Annotated in this window: 15 protein-coding genes; 4 read left to right on the top strand and 11 right to left on the bottom strand. The window is 26.9% G+C overall.

All coding sequences use genetic code 11. The features are described from left to right. Nucleotides 1-25: 25 nt before the first annotated feature. The gene (locus ABFX13_RS13075; protein ID WP_346046759.1) at nucleotides 26-1,111 is read right to left on the bottom strand and encodes a hypothetical protein; all 1,086 of its coding nucleotides are present in this window, start codon (nucleotides 1,109-1,111) and stop codon (nucleotides 26-28) included. A gap of 199 nt (nucleotides 1,112-1,310) precedes the next feature. Between ABFX13_RS13075 and ABFX13_RS13070 the strand changes: the two genes are divergently transcribed. Further along, nucleotides 1,311-1,919, top strand: coding sequence for an NUDIX hydrolase (locus tag ABFX13_RS13070; RefSeq protein ID WP_346046757.1), 609 nt, complete (start codon nucleotides 1,311-1,313; stop codon nucleotides 1,917-1,919). A gap of 71 nt (nucleotides 1,920-1,990) precedes the next feature. Here ABFX13_RS13070 and gltA read toward each other — a convergent pair whose 3' ends face one another. The 3 genes from gltA to miaB form a co-directional block, all read right to left on the bottom strand. Continuing rightward, complete coding sequence (gene gltA / locus ABFX13_RS13065; RefSeq protein ID WP_346046755.1) at nucleotides 1,991-3,391, bottom strand: NADPH-dependent glutamate synthase; 1,401 nt, start codon at nucleotides 3,389-3,391, stop codon at nucleotides 1,991-1,993. A 2-nt stretch (nucleotides 3,392-3,393) separates the two neighbouring features. Then, nucleotides 3,394-4,284, bottom strand: coding sequence for a sulfide/dihydroorotate dehydrogenase-like FAD/NAD-binding protein (locus ABFX13_RS13060; RefSeq protein ID WP_346046753.1), 891 nt, complete (start codon nucleotides 4,282-4,284; stop codon nucleotides 3,394-3,396). 199 nt (nucleotides 4,285-4,483) lie between these two features. Continuing rightward, nucleotides 4,484-5,917 (bottom strand): tRNA (N6-isopentenyl adenosine(37)-C2)-methylthiotransferase MiaB, encoded by a 1,434-nt coding sequence (miaB, locus tag ABFX13_RS13055; RefSeq protein WP_346046751.1) that lies wholly within the window; start codon nucleotides 5,915-5,917, stop codon nucleotides 4,484-4,486. Nucleotides 5,918-6,106: 189 nt separating this feature from the next. Between miaB and ABFX13_RS13050 the strand changes: the two genes are divergently transcribed. Continuing rightward, complete coding sequence (locus ABFX13_RS13050; RefSeq protein WP_346046749.1) at nucleotides 6,107-6,757, top strand: DUF421 domain-containing protein; 651 nt, start codon at nucleotides 6,107-6,109, stop codon at nucleotides 6,755-6,757. Nucleotides 6,758-6,776: 19 nt separating this feature from the next. Continuing rightward, nucleotides 6,777-7,157: a DUF4363 family protein gene (locus ABFX13_RS13045; RefSeq protein ID WP_346046747.1), complete on the top strand. Its 381-nt coding sequence runs from the start codon at nucleotides 6,777-6,779 to the stop codon at nucleotides 7,155-7,157. Between the two features lie 44 nt (nucleotides 7,158-7,201). Here ABFX13_RS13045 and proC read toward each other — a convergent pair whose 3' ends face one another. The 5 genes from proC to ABFX13_RS13020 form a co-directional block, all read right to left on the bottom strand. Then, on the bottom strand, nucleotides 7,202-8,008 hold the full coding sequence (gene proC / locus ABFX13_RS13040) for a pyrroline-5-carboxylate reductase (RefSeq protein WP_346046744.1): 807 nt from the start codon (nucleotides 8,006-8,008) through the stop codon (nucleotides 7,202-7,204). Nucleotides 8,009-8,142: 134 nt separating this feature from the next. After that, nucleotides 8,143-10,512, bottom strand: a complete 2,370-nt coding sequence (hypD, locus tag ABFX13_RS13035) for a trans-4-hydroxy-L-proline dehydratase (RefSeq protein WP_346046742.1) — start codon at nucleotides 10,510-10,512, stop codon at nucleotides 8,143-8,145. Nucleotides 10,513-10,516: 4 nt separating this feature from the next. Continuing rightward, the gene (locus ABFX13_RS13030) at nucleotides 10,517-11,428 is read right to left on the bottom strand and encodes a trans-4-hydroxy-L-proline dehydratase activase (protein WP_346046740.1); all 912 of its coding nucleotides are present in this window, start codon (nucleotides 11,426-11,428) and stop codon (nucleotides 10,517-10,519) included. Nucleotides 11,429-11,451: 23 nt separating this feature from the next. Next, nucleotides 11,452-12,015, bottom strand: coding sequence for a helix-turn-helix domain-containing protein (locus ABFX13_RS13025; protein ID WP_346046738.1), 564 nt, complete (start codon nucleotides 12,013-12,015; stop codon nucleotides 11,452-11,454). 149 nt (nucleotides 12,016-12,164) lie between these two features. Continuing rightward, nucleotides 12,165-13,319: an MFS transporter gene (locus tag ABFX13_RS13020; RefSeq protein ID WP_346046736.1), complete on the bottom strand. Its 1,155-nt coding sequence runs from the start codon at nucleotides 13,317-13,319 to the stop codon at nucleotides 12,165-12,167. Nucleotides 13,320-13,694: 375 nt separating this feature from the next. Here ABFX13_RS13020 and ABFX13_RS13015 point away from each other — a divergent pair, with 375 nt between their 5' ends. Continuing rightward, entirely contained in the window at nucleotides 13,695-14,576 is an 882-nt protein-coding gene (locus ABFX13_RS13015) for an AraC family transcriptional regulator (RefSeq protein WP_346046734.1), read from the top strand. 51 nt (nucleotides 14,577-14,627) lie between these two features. On the opposite strand, the gene ABFX13_RS13010 is transcribed toward ABFX13_RS13015, so the two are convergent. Both ABFX13_RS13010 and ABFX13_RS13005 read right to left on the bottom strand, forming a co-directional pair. Further along, nucleotides 14,628-15,593, bottom strand: coding sequence for an ornithine cyclodeaminase family protein (locus ABFX13_RS13010; RefSeq protein WP_346046732.1), 966 nt, complete (start codon nucleotides 15,591-15,593; stop codon nucleotides 14,628-14,630). An 87-nt stretch (nucleotides 15,594-15,680) separates the two neighbouring features. Next, the coding region (locus ABFX13_RS13005) for an SH3 domain-containing protein (RefSeq protein WP_346046730.1) at nucleotides 15,681-15,987 on the bottom strand (307 nt) is incomplete at its 5' end.

Below are 15,987 nucleotides of genomic sequence, written 5' to 3'. Positions count from 1 at the left end.
CTAACAGATGTTAGCTATTTTTTGTTTATCCATTTATATCTTTATTTTTATATGCTCTGTAACAATGTAAAAATTCCCTTGTACTAAATATATATTTACCACTTATTTGTGTATAATAAACTCCTGTAGAATCATATATATCTTTTACTTTTTGAGTTAAATTCTTATGGTAATATCTAAGCTCCTTAAATTCTTTTTTTAATCTATCTGCTGTTAACCATACTTTATTAGATGTTATATCTGCTAGTTTTATATTTTCAAAAGATATATTATTTTGTTGTCCATAAACATATAACTCAGCCATTATTTCTTGTAAGTTTTCATTAGTTAAATCATGCTTAAGTTTTATATATGTTATAGCACCCATGCCATCTCTACCTTTTTCATTTAATTTTTCTTGATGTATAAGTGCCTTTAATGGTTGTCTCTTTATATATATATAATTTATATCATCAAGTACATATTCTCCTCTTACATACTTAGCAGGTTTATATATTACTAATATAGGACTATATTCTCCTCCTATTTCTTCTGTATTATAATCAGTTATATCACTTAAATCTAACAAATTATGCTCTTTAGATATAGATCCATATCTTGATTTTTTTATTAAAGTATACATTCTTGAATTTTGACTTTTGTATATTAATTCATCTAAGTAAGTTTTATCTAAAATATTACCTTCATTATAAGAATTATTTATATAGTTAAGTTTTATTTCTTCTTTTAAAACATTGATTTCTTCTATTCTTACATTAAAGTAAGCTAATAAATATTTAAACTTTTCTTCTAATTTACTTATATTTATATTAATGTAAGGTTGTATTTTTTCTAGATTTTCTTCTGATTTTATATTAAGTAATAAGTTTCCTATTTTTTCTATGCTTATGCTACTATTTTCATCAAATAAGTACTTACTTATGTATTCTTTTAATTTTGTTAAATTATTATATATTCTTATGTAATCATTTATAATAGATGGTTCATCTTTGTATTTTTCTATTAAAATGTTAGGTATCTCTATATAGTTTTTGTCATATTTTAAACATACTTTTAAATTATTATCTTTTATTATATTCTCTATTGATTGAACATTGTTGTCTTCAGTCATCTTAAATTCTCCTTACTATTTAATATCCTATTTAATATTATACATAAATTTTTAATTTAGTCATGTATTTTTAAGGTTTTAATGGCTTATTTGCTATAGTAATACATTAATTTATATATTTTTTTCAAGTTTTAAGTGTACAAATTAACCTTAGTTATATAATAGTAGTATAACTAAAATAGGAATCGAGGTATTTACATTGATAAAAGATTTAAAAGACATTTTTAAAGATTATACTCCATATATAAATGGACATGAAAATATGAAAAAAGCATCTGTTTTAATTCCAATAATTGAGGTAAAAGATTCTCACTTTATATTGTTTGAAGTACGATCTAAAACTTTAAAATCCCAACCTAGTGAAATATCTTTTCCTGGAGGAAAGATTGAAACTAATGAAACTCCCTATGAAACTTGTATAAGAGAAACTTGTGAAGAACTAGGAACAGTTACTAGTAATATTGAAATTTTAAGTGAACTTGATTTATTTGTAAGTCCTTCAAATCTTATAATTCACCCATTTGTTGGAATTATAAAAAATATAGATATATTATATATAAATAAAGATGAAGTAGATCACATATTTTTAGTTCCTATATCTCATTTACTTGAAAATGAACCTGTTAAATATGAAAATGAGGTTAAAGTTATCCCAAATAAAAATTTTCCTTATGAATTAATTCCTCATAAAAAAAACTATAAGTTTCAAGGAGGATACTATGATTCTTTATTTTATATGTATAAAAATTATGTAATATGGGGAATAACAGGCAAGATACTTGATAATTTTTTAAATTTATTAAAATAAATATATGTTTTTAAAAAAATGAGTATCTCTAAATGATAAAATTCATTTTTGAGATACTCATTTTTTATTAACTACATATTAGCATTTTCAGCTACTTTATTTTTTAAATATTCATTTATAGCTTTTGCTGCTTTTCTACCAGCACCCATAGCAGATATAACTGTTGCTGCACCTGTAACTGCATCGCCTCCAGCAAAAACCCCATCTTTAGAAGTTACACCATTATCATCAGCTACTATACATTCCCATTTATTTGTATCTAACCCTTCTGTAGTAGATGTTATTAATGGATTTGGAGATGTTCCAAGAGCCATAATAACTGTATCTACTTCCATAATAAACTCAGAATTTTCTATAGGTTTAGGTCTTCTTCTTCCTGATCCATCAGCTTCTCCTAATTCCATTTTTACACATACCATACCTTTAACTTCTCCATTTTCATCAGTTAAAATTTCTACTGGATTAGTTAAAGTATCAAATATTACTCCTTCTTCTTTAGCATGATGAACTTCTTCAAGTCTAGCAGGAAGTTCTGCTTCCCCTCTTCTATATACTATGTGAGTTTCTGCTCCTAGTCTAGCTGCAGTTCTAGCAGCATCCATAGCAACATTTCCTCCTCCTATTACTGCAACATTTTTACCAGCTCTTACTGGAGTCATATAATCTTCTCTATATGCTTTCATTAAATTTACTCTTGTTAAAAATTCATTAGCAGAACATACTCCATTAGCATTTTCTCCAGCTATTCCCATAAACTTAGGAAGTCCTGCTCCAGAACCTATAAATACAGCTTCAAATCCTTCTTCATTTAATAATTCATCTATAGTTATAGTTCTTCCTATTATTATATTTGTTTCTATATGTACACCTAAATTTTTTATATTTTCTATTTCTGGCTTCACAACACCATCTTTAGGCAATCTAAATTCAGGAATTCCGTAAGTTAAAACTCCACCAGGTTCATGCATTGCTTCAAATATAGTAACATCATATCCTAATTTAGCTAAATCACCCGCACAGGCAAGTCCAGCAGGACCACTTCCTATAACAGCAACTTTTATATTATTTGGTTCTTGTTTTATAGCTAAATCAAAATTATGTTCTCTAGAATAATCTGCAACAAACTTTTCTAATTTTCCTATTGCCACTGCATCTGATTTTATTCCAAGAACACATACCCCTTCACATTGGTTTTCTTGAGGGCAAACCCTTCCACACACAGCAGGAAGTGAACTATCTTTAGCTATTACTTTAGCAGCTCCTTCAATGTCACCTTCTTTTAATTTACCAATAAATCCTGGTATGTTAATTCCAACTGGACATCCAGTTACACATCTTGGTTTTTTACATTCTAAACATCTACTAGCTTCTTGCATTGCTTCTTCTTTATTATATCCTAAACAAACTTCATCGAAATTTTTAACTCTAACTTCAGCTTCTTGGTGTCTAACCGGTACTTTAACTTTGCTCATGATTAATTACCTCCACATCCGCATCCGCCATGTTGATGCGTATCCCCTTCTTCTTGTTTTAGTATGGCTCTTCCTTCTTCTGTTTTGTACATAGCCTGTCTTCTCATAGACTCGTCAAAATTAACTAGGTGACCATCAAATTCAGGACCATCTACGCATGCAAATTTTATTTTACCACCAACATTAACTCTACATGCTCCACACATTCCTGTTCCATCAACCATTATAGGGTTTAAACTTACTGTAGTAGGTATACCTAAATCTTTAGTTAGCATACACATAAATTTCATCATTATCATAGGTCCTATAACCACTGCATGATCATATTTTTTACCTTGATTTTCAACTAAATCTTTTAAGCAATCTGTAACTCTTCCATTAAATCCATATGTACCGTCATCTGTGCAAACATAAAGATTTCCAGCGACTTCTCTCATTTCATCTTCTAAAATTAATAAATCTTTTGTTCTAGAACCAACTATAACATCAACATCTATTCCATGTTCTTTAAACCACTTAACTTGTGGGTATACTGGTGCAGCTCCAACTCCTCCAGCTACAAATATCATTTTTTTATTTTTTAATTCATTTATGTCTTCTTCAACAAACTCACTAGGCATGCCTAATGGTCCAACAAAATCAGCAACATAATCCCCTTCTTCAAATGTTTCAAGTTGTTTAGTACTAGCTCCAACAGTTTGGAAAACTATGCTTACAGTTCCTTTATCAGTATCATAGTCAGCTATGGTAAGAGGTATTCTCTCACCTTTTTCATCATTTTTTACAATAATAAATTGTCCTGGCTTAGAAGCTTTTGCAACTCTTGGAGCTTCTATGTCCATTAAATAAATGCTATCTGCCAGTTTTTTCTTTTTTACAATTTTACTTCCCATAACTCTATCTCCATTCTGCCAAATAATTTATATTTTAATTTTATATACATCATATATAGCATAAACCCCTAACTGATAACATTTTCCCAGTTAGCTATATACAATTTCATGTATATAAAATTAATTAACTTATATATCATTTACAACTATATTATACATAAAAAAACAGCCTTTGTGGCTGTTTTTTTTAAATAATTTTCTAATCTACTATTATTCCGTTTAATGAGAACGTCTTTGACTCTGTAATTTTAACATTTACAAGAGTTCCTATTATATCTTCTCTATCAGATTCAAAGTTAACCAGTTTATTTTGTCTTGTTCTACCAGTAAATTTATTATCATCTGTTTTACTTTTTCCTTCAACTAAAACTTCAACAGTTTTTCCTTCATATGATTTACTTATTTCCTCACAGATTTTATTTACTTCCTCTAATACTTTATTAAATCTTTCATGTTTTATGTTTTCAGGTATTTGATTTTCCATTTTAGCTGCAGGTGTTCCTTGTCTCTTTGAATATATAAATGTAAATGCAGAATCATATCTAACCTTTTTAACTACATCTATTGTATCAAGTAAATCTTCTTCAGTTTCACCTGGGAATCCTATCATCAAGTCAGTAGAGAAAGCTATATCTGGAACCTCTTTTCTAGCTTTTTCTATTATTTCTAAATAATATTCTTTAGTATAATGTCTATTCATTTCCTTAAGTAATCTAGTACTTCCACATTGGACTGGTAAATGTAAGAATTCACAAACTTTATCACAGTCTCTTATTGCATATATAACTTCATCAGATATATCTTTTGGATGAGAAGTCATAAATCTTACTCTTTCTAATCCTTCTATATCATTTACCATTCTTAATAATTGATCAAATCTTATTGGATTTTCTAATGTTTTACCATATGAATCAACATTTTGTCCAAGTAATGTTACCTCTTTTGTTCCATTTGCAACTAATTCTTTTATTTCATTAATTATATCCTCTGGAGTTCTACTTCTTTCTCTACCTCTAGTATATGGTACTATGCAGTAAGTACAGAAATTATTACATCCATACATTATGTTTACAAATGCTTTTAATTCAAATTTTCTGTTACTTCTAAGGCCTTCTACAACTTCTCCATCCACATCCCAAACATCTATTAACGTTCTTTGTGAGTCCATAGAACTTGCCAATAACTCTGGGAACTTATATAAGTTATGTGTACCAAATACTAAATCTACATGTCTGTATTTAGTTTTTATTTCATCTACAACATGACTTTGTTGCATCATACATCCACATACAGCTATTTTTAAATCTGGATTTTTCTTTTTTAAAGGTTTTAATTGTCCTAAATTTCCGTAAACTTTAAGCTCTGCATTTTCTCTAACTGCACAAGTATTATAAATTACCAATTCACATTCAGCTGCAGTTAGTCCTTGAGTGTAACCCATTTCTTCAAGCATTGCACATAATTTTTCAGAGTCATGTTCATTCATTTGACATCCAAAAGTTTGTATCATATATCTTGGTTTTCTCCCATGTATAGCATAATATCTATTAGTAGTTTCAGCTATTGCCTCTATAAATCTATCTTGTTCTTGTATTTTTTCTATAGGAACGTGTACTTGTTTTCTTTTAGCCACAACTAGCCCTCCTTAAATTACTTCATCATATATTTTCTTGTCGATTTTTTGAATTTAAAATTAATTATACCAAATTTAGAACTTATTTTAAAGATATCATTTAATATTTAGCTGTATATATTTTTAAAAATTACAAATACTATTGTATATCTCATTCAACGTTAAATATATAATAAAGGATGGTAGTCTATGATTGTAGTTTTAATTAGAAGTATAATTCTTTATATAGCAGTTTTAATAGCACTTCGCATCATGGGAAAAGGCGAAATAGCTGAGATGAATTCTTTTGATTTAGTTATAACCCTTTTAATTGCTGAAGTTGCTGCTATACCTATGCAAAATAATGAAATCCCTATAGTTTATGGATTTGCAGCTATTACTGGTTTAGTATTTATGCAAATTATAATTTCTTATTTAACTTTAAAGTTTAGAAGTTTTAGGCTTTTATTAAATGGAAAGCCTGCTATCCTTATAGATAAAGGTAAAATTAATTACAGTGCTTTAAAACTTGAAAGAGTAACTATGGATGAACTTTTAGAACAACTTAGAATTCAAGGTTATTTTAATTTAAAAGATGTTTATTATGCAATACTTGAAACTGATGGAAATCTTAGTATAGTCCCTAATCCTGGTTATGAAAAAATTCCTAAAGAAAACTTTAATCATTTACCTATTCCTTTGATATTAGATGGTCAGTTAATAAAATGTAATCTTGAAAGTATAAATAAAAATACGAATTGGCTTTTATCAGAACTTAAAAAAAATAATATCAACTCTATTTCTGATACCTTAATTTGTATATTAGATGAAAAAGATAATTTTTTTATACAGAAAAAATAATTACTTAAGAGGTGATATATTGAAATCTATTATATTTACTATGATTTGGACTATATTACTTATTAGTTTAGGCTTATTTGTATCTTTTAAAGCAGAAGATTTTTCAGATAAATATGTAGAATCTTTAAATAAACTTGAAGTATACGTAAAAAATGAGGATTGGCAAACGTGCGATAAATTAAATAATGAACTAAAAAAAAATTTTAAAAAAGATTCTAGACATTGGTTTAAATTTTTAAATCATTGTCATTTAGGAGATATAGAATTATCTTTTAATATATTATCTGATGGTATTTATTTAAAAGATATAGGAACTTGTTTAGAAGAAATAGAAAATATAAAAATATACTTACACCGTATGATAGAATCTGAAAGGTATAACCTTGATCACATACTATAAAAAAGATGTCTTAAAATTTATTACAATTTTAAGACATCTTTTTATTATTTACTCATTTCTTTAGATTTTTCTATGCAATCACCTATAGCTTTTATAACTGCACTTCTAAACCCTTCTGATTCTAAGGTTTTAACTGCTTCTATTGTAGTTCCTCCAGGAGAGCATACCATATCTTTTAATTCACCTGGATGTTTATCCGTTTCAAGAACCATCTTTGCAGAACCCATAACAGCTTGAGCTGCAAATGTATAAGCTTGATTTCTTGGCATTCCAGCTAAAACAGCAGCATCTGCCATAGACTCTATAAACATAAATACATATGCTGGTGCTGAACCACTAACACCTATTACAGAATCTATTAAATATTCATTTACTATTTCAGCTTTACCAAATGAATTAAAAATTTCTTTGACTATATTTAATTCTTCATCTGTTATATTTTTATTTTTGCAAAGTGCACTCATTCCTTCATTTACAAGTGCTGGTGTATTTGGCATAGTTCTTATAACTTTTTTGTCATTACCTATAACATTTTCTATCGATTCAATAGTTTTTCCTGCAGCTATTGTAACTATTATTTTTTTATCATCTACTAATTCTTTAACACCTTCTAAAACTACATCATAAACATTAGGCTTTACAGCTACTATAACTATATCACTAAATTTTACTACTTCTTTAGAATTAGTAGTTACATTTATACCATATTCATTTTTTACATTTTCAAGTGCTAACTCATTTAAATCAGAAGCTATTACATTATTTGAGTCTACTAATTTTGATTTAACTATTCCACCTATCATAGCCTTAGCCATATTCCCTGAACCTATAAAACCAATTTTCTTATCCATCTTTAAAATCTCTCCTTATTATATGTTATAAATTTATCATTTTGATTAAACAAATATAGGGTCTGTCTTAAGAATTATTTAAGTAAATTTTATACTTTATGTTAATTCTTAAAACATACCCTTTTTTAGCTATTTTAGAAAGTTTGCTCAGTTCTTCCTATTATTTCGTCTTGAAGTGCTCTACTTAAATTATTAAAGTGATCACTATATCCTGCAACTCTAACGATTAGATCTTTGTATTCATCTGGATTTTTTTGAGCTGCTAATAAAATATTTTTATCAAATACATTAAATTGTATATGATGTCCATCCATATTAAAATATGTTCTAATTAAATTAGCCATATTGTCAAGTCCTTGTTCACCTTCTACAACTGCAGGTGCAAATCTTTGATTAAGTAAAGTTCCTCCAGTTTTTAAATGATCCATTTTAGAACAAGATTTTATAACTGCTGTTGGTCCAAATGTATCTGCTCCTTTTTCTGGAGATATCCCTTCTGATAATGGTTTTTGACTAAGTCTTCCATTTGCACTAGCTCCCATAACTTCCCCAAAATATACATGGCAAGTTGTAGGTAACATATTTATTCTATAATCAGCTCCTAGTGGAGATTTTCTTCCTGTAACTTCATTGTAAAATGCATCAAATGTATCCTTCATCAAATCATCTGCATAGTCATCATCATTACCATATTTAGGAGTTTTATTAACTACCATATTATATATAGCTTCATGTCCTTTAAAATTATCACTTAAGGCTTTTAATAACTCATCCATACTAAATTTTTTCTTATCAAATACATTGTATTTTATTGAACTTAAACTATCTGTTATAGTGCCTATACCAACACCTTGTATATATTTAGTATTGTATTTTGCTCCACCTGCATTATAATCCTTAGCATTTTTAATACACCCTTCTACTATAACACTCATTAAAGGAGCTGGCATATGCTTTTGATATATTTTTTCTATTACATTATTTCCTTTAACCTTTATATTAACAAAGTGGTTTAATTGAGCTTTGAAAGCCTCAAATAATTCTTCATACGATTTAAATTCTCTAGCATCTCCAGTTTCTATACCTAGCTTCTTATTAGTCATTGGATCTATACCATTATTTAAAGTTATTTCAAGTATCTTTGGTAAATTTAAATATCCAGTAAGTATATAAGCTTCTTTACCATAGCATCCAGTTTCAACACATCCGCTAGTTCCACCACATCTAGCATCTTCTATAGTTTTTCCTGCCTCTAATAGTTCTTGCATTATAGCTTCTGTATTATAAAATGCTGGTTGACCCCAACCTTTTCTAGATATTTCACAAGCTCTTTTTAAAAATTTACTTGGAGTTTTTCTACTTATCTGAACATTTGAACTTGGTTGTAATAACTTCATTTCATCCATTACATCTAGTATTATATAACTTACATCATTAACTCCATCTTTACCATCTTCTGTTATCCCACCAGTATTTATGTTAGCAAAATCAGTATAAGTTCCACTTTCTTTTAGCGTAACTCCTACTTTTGGAGGAGCTGGTTGATTATTAAACTTAACCCATAAACATTCTAATATTTCCTTGGCTTTTTCTCTGTTTAATATATTATCATCAATATCTTTTTCATAAAAAGGATTTAAATGTTGATCAAATCTTCCTGGACTAAATGCATCCCATATATTAAGTTCAGTTGTAACCCCAACATGCACAAACCAATACATTTGAACTGCTTGATGAAATGTTTCTGGCTTATTAGCTGGAACTACATCACAATTTTTTGCTATTAATAATAAATCATTTTTCTTTTTTTCATCATTTTCTTTCAATGCTAATTCTCTAGCATATTCAGCATAACGTTTTCCGTAAGATATTATTGCATCACAAGCAATAGACATACCTTCCAATTGTGCTTTTTTATCATACGCATTACTATCATTTATAAAATCTAATTTTGATATTTCTTCTTCAATCTCATTTTTAAAATCTAAGAATCCTTTTTTATATATACTACCTCCACAAACAGTATGACCTGGTGCTCTTTGTTCCATAAACTCAGTAAATATTCCAGCTTCATAACAATCTAACCATTCTTTTCCCATAGAGTTTACTATTTTTTGTCTTATTTGTCTATTTTTCCAAAAAGGTATTATTTCTTCTTCATGAATTTTTTTAACTTTATCACTTACTTTAAATGATATAATTTCTCTTCTATCCATTATGTCTAAATCTTCCATTGTATGACAACATAATTCTGGATAAGTAGGTGTACTTTGTGGTGAGTCTCCTTTTTCTCCAACTATAAGCTCTCCATCATTTATACAAAGAGTTCTATTTTCCATGTAATGCTTAAATGCTAATGCTCTAAGTACTGGTATTTCAACGCTTCCTTCATATTTTTTATATCCTTCAGTTATAAGTTTTGCTCTTTCAATAGTTATAAATGGTTGTGTATCAACACTTTGCTTTCTTAACTTCTTAGTTCTATCAAAACTCCCTCTTTCCATAAAGTTATCCCCCAATCTTTGTATTAAAATTATTTTTTTCGAATAATGCTTTTATCTCTTCTAATTTTTCATCCGAAGGCCTGCTTAAATTTTCGCCTTCGTAATTCATATAAAGCTTTTTATATTTATGCATACCTATATTATGGTATGGCAATAAATTAACTTTTTTAATATTTAAAAATTTTATAAAGTCTATTATTTTTATGATTTCATTATTATCTCTATCAACATTAACCCCTTCAATTAAAGGTATTCTTATATTTATATTTGCACCTTTGTCACTTAATTTAACTAAATTTTCTAATATTAATTCATTAGACTTATTAGTATATAACTTATGTTTTTCATTATCTATTAGCTTTATATCATATAAAAAAGTATCTACAAATGGTAGTATAGCTTCATAGTTTTCAAACTTTGCATATCCACATGTATCTATAGCTACATTTATTCCTTTTTCTTTACATAAAATAACCAATTTTTTTATATATTCAATATCTTGAGTCATTACCTCTCCCCCAGATAATGTAACTCCTCCATTAGATTCTTCATAAAACATCATATCTTTCGTTATCTCTTTGATTAAATCTTTTATCTCATAAGTTTTACCTACTATTTCTCTAGCATTATTTAAACAATAATCTATACAAGTTTCACAAAATTTACAATTTTCTTTATCTAAATATATAAAATTTTCTTTTGTATATATAGCATTATTAGGACATTTTTTAATACAAGTTTCACATTTTGAACACTTTTCTTCATTATATAAAACTTCTTTATTATACTCTTGACTTTCTGGGTTATGACACCATATACATTCTAAGGGACATCCCTTAAAAAATATAGTAGTTCTAATACCATCTCCATCATGTAAACTATATTTTTGTATGTTTATTATCAGTGGCTTTTTCATTTAATCACCTTCAAATATTATTTTTAGTTATTATTAAAAGGGTTTGGTGTTGCAACAACTAATATTCTAACCATTTTATTTGTGTAGTTTGCCCAGTTGTGATTTCGTGAAGAATTATAGTGTATGCTATCTCCAGGATAAAGTTCATGTTGTTCTCCATCTAAAAACAAAGTTAACGTCCCTTCTAATACATATATAAATTCTTCTCCTTCGTGCATATATGATTGTATATCTTCATCAGTATTATTAGGAAGTATATCTATAAATCTAGGTAGCATTTTCTTTTTACTTAAATCATTTGATAAATTATATTGAATACATCCTGAAGTACATATATTAAATACTTCTTTTTCGTAACTTCTAATTATTGGCTTTTTCTTTGTTTTTGGCTTTAAAAAGAAATAAGATAATTCAACTTCAAATACATCAGCTATAGTTCCTAAAGTATCTGTGGCTATACTCGTTAATCCTCTTTCCAGTTGTGATAAAAAGCCTATAGATAGATTAGTTTTTTCACTTAAATCTTTTAAAGTCATTTTATTCTGTGTTCTTAAGTGCTTTATTTTAGCTCCTATATGTTCGTTCATTTTGCCTCCTCTTTAACAAACCTTTTCCTTAATTTTAATATACTATATTGTTATAAAATTGTCTATCCGATTTTATAATATTATGAAATTTTTTTAGTAATAGTTAATTTACTAATTTTTAATAAAAAAACTATAGGTTAAAAATTAACCTATAGTTTTTTTTCATCAGATTTCTCTTTTTTTAACATACATACTATAAATCCTATAGATGTTATAGCAATCGACATTATATATAATATCTTAAGTCCAAATACATCAATACCAAGCCCTACTGGTAATTTTATAATAGATGATGATATTCCTATAGCCATTGATGTTATTGTTAAAGCTGTTGCTTGTATTTCACTTGAGAATTTTTCTTTTATGTAACCTATATATGCTACTAGCATAATTGAAAATGCAAGTGCTGTAAGTGGTGCTGTAATTATAAACATTGTTGGTGAACCTGCAAATAAACAAGTTATCCATCTAAGTAAGAATGTTAATATACCTATTTTAAATACATTCTTATATCCATATTTTAATACTAACTTATTAATTTTTGCCATAAAGAATATCTCAGGCAAAGCAGTAAATATTACTAACGTTCCTATATCTCCTTGACTTGCTCCTAATTCTATTAGATATAAACCTTGATATGCATTAGTAACTTCACTAATACTTATAGTGCTTATTACTATAAGTAATAACCATAAATATGATTTGTCTTTTAATAACTCTTTTAAATCCTTCTTTAAAGTAGATGTTTCCATTTTTTCTTCTTCATCATACTTTTTAGAATTTAAAAAAGGAAGTACTAATAAAGATACTATAAATAGTACTATATATACTAAAAATATTATTCTAGAATTTGAAGTTACTTTAATAAGTTGTCCTGTTAAAAAGCTTATTAAAGCAAATCCTACAGATCCACCACTTCTTATTATTCCATAATTTACATTATTATGTTTGCAATAATCCGTAGTTATATTATCAGCTAAAGGAGATATTGCATATCTAAAAGCTTCAGCTAAAGTTGCTACTAAAAGTAATATTGGAAACATCTTAACACTAGAGTACATACCCATTATTACACAGTTTATAGCTATACATATTCCAAGTATTTTCTTATCTTGTTTAGTTACATCTGTTATAATTCCCCATAATGGTACTACTAATATACCTATTATAGATGGCACAGATGTTATGATTCCTATTTGTGATGCAGATAAGTTTAATGCTCCATCTAAGTATGGAACTATATATGGTATAAAAGCGCCTAATCCTCCATATATAAGCACATAATATAAATAATATTTTTTCATGTCTTGCTCCCTTCAGTCAGTTAAATACACTATATTATATCATAATTTTGTATATCTATGATAAAAAAAAGAAAGGATTTCATTCATTCTTTTCTAGTTTTATTTATTTTTATCCAAAATACTATTTTTATTAATATTTTTCCCTTTAAGTACTATTATCATTAAAATTGTACATAAAATATTTTCTTTAAAATTTGATGATATTTATACTAATAGTATTGTTGTTAACTTATATTTTTAAACCTATTTTTAATTTTAAAAATATACACTTATTAAGTTACTTTTCATACTGCAAAAAATGCTATAATATATATAGTATATTACAATTTAACATATTTAATTTATTACTATTATAAATTTGAAAGGTCGTATTTTATGGATATAAGTAAAGAAAATATAGATAAGGTTGGATATTTAAACGAAAATTTTAAAATTTTCCATATAAAAGATATGAAAGAAATTAAATTTGATTACCATCACCATGAATTTAATAAAATTACAATTTTAATCTCTGGAGATGTGGATTATTTGGTTGAAGGAAAATCTTATAAACTAAAACCTTGGGATATTTTATTTGTAAGTAATACGGAAATCCATAAACCAATTATAAATCCTGAAAAATATTATGAAAGAATAGTTATTTGGATTAATCCTGAATATATAGAAAGTCACAATTACGGTGATGATTTATTTACTTGCTTTAACATATCTAGTAAAAATAAATCTAATTTACTTAGGCTTAATCAAACTGACTTAGATAATGTAAAAAATTTATTATTTAGTATCAAATCTGCTGATAATTCTAGTGATTTTGGTCATATTATATTAAAAAACTCTTTATTTATGCAATTTTTGGTTCTAATTAATAGATTATCTCTTAAAAATGATAATACTTCAGATGATGTTGAATATGATGAAACTATTCAACAAATATTTAATTATATAAATGAAAACCTAAATAAAGATTTGTCAATAGATAATATAGCTAATAAGTTTTTTATGAGTAAATACTATTTAATGAGAAAATTCAAATCTCAAACTGGCAGTTCACTACATAGTTATATAGTTCAAAAACGACTTATATATGCTAAGTCCCTAATAAAAAAAGGCTATCTTATGAGTGATGCATGTATTGAATGTGGATTTAAAGATTATTCTAGTTTTGTTAGAGCTTTTAAAAAATCTTATGGTGTTTCACCTAAGCACTATTTAGATAGAATAAATGAATTTGAAAAAAATCCTTTTGAAATAGAATAAAAAATGCTTAAATAAAATATTTAAGCATTTTTTGTCTTATCTTATTATTCATTATAAATCTATATTTTTTCCAATTTCATTTTTAATAGCTTTTTCATATATTTTATTCGCTACTACTATATCAAATAGACCCATACCTACTGATTTATATAATGTCGTTTTATTATTCATATCAAATCCTTTATTATCTCTAAGGAAATTCCCCATATTTTCTATATCTTCAGATTTTATAAGATTATTTTTTATAGGCTGATATAAATCTCCACTTTCTTCTTTTGCAAAATCAGTATCTACTACAATCTTATCTACTACATCAAATAAAGCATCTGGTAACTCCCTCATATCAGGTTTATAAGATCCTATAGCTATTATATGTTTTCCTTTTAGTAACTCTTTTTTATTATCTATAACCGGTTGGTGTGAAGTTGTGGCAGTTATTATAACTTCACTATTTTTTAATAATTCTATAGAACTATTAACTACAATTATATCAACATCTTCTAATTCTTTTTTTAGTTCTTCTTGTAGTTTGATAGCTTTTTCTTTAGTTCTATTGTATAAATATACTGTCTTTATATTTCTAGCTTTACATGCATATAAAACTTGATAAAAGCCTTGTTCTCCTGTTCCAATTAATCCTATAGTTTTTACATCTTCACTTGTAGTATGTCTAACTCCTACTCCTCCTACAGCTCCAGTTCTAACAGATGTAAGTGTTTTCCCATCCATCATACATACTATCTCACCAGTTTCTATATTATTTACTAACATAACTCCATCTATAATTGGTTTGTTTATTTTAGCATTATTTGGAGCAACAGTAAGGATTTTTGTTCCAAATGATTTTTCTGTAAAGCATGGCATATAAAGTGATGTTAAATCTCCATTTTCTACTTGTATTCTATCTGGCATATTAAATAATTTATCTGCATATATTTTATAAGCTTCTTCTACTGTAGCCATACATTCATCTAATGTTATTGATTTTAGTATATCTTCCTTGTTTAAGTATATCATATTAGACTCCTTTCATGATTTTTATATAAATCAGGAGTACATAAAGTTCAAAATAAATTAAATCTTATATACTCCCATAAAATAAATCTATTCTATATACTCTCCTGTTATATATCCATATCCTCCATTATATCTTATCTTATGCCATCCATTTTGACTTTCTACTATCTCTACTTTTTCTCCATTTTTTAATGATCCTATTAAAGGATATTTTGTTCCATATCCACTTCTTATATTAAGTCTAGTTGCTGTTACTACTCCTGTATTTTTAACTGTCAGCTTATTTTGTTCTTGATTATTTGGTGGTTTTACTACACTTTCACCTATTTTTATATAATCTCCTGATACGTAGCCATATCCTCCATTATATTTTATCTTATGCCATCCATTTTGA

Source organism: Paraclostridium tenue (genome assembly GCF_039521565.1).
GTDB lineage: Bacteria > Bacillota > Clostridia > Peptostreptococcales > Peptostreptococcaceae > Paraclostridium > Paraclostridium tenue.
Note: the sequence above shows the minus strand (reverse complement) of the source record. Positions and strands in the feature narration are given on the sequence as shown.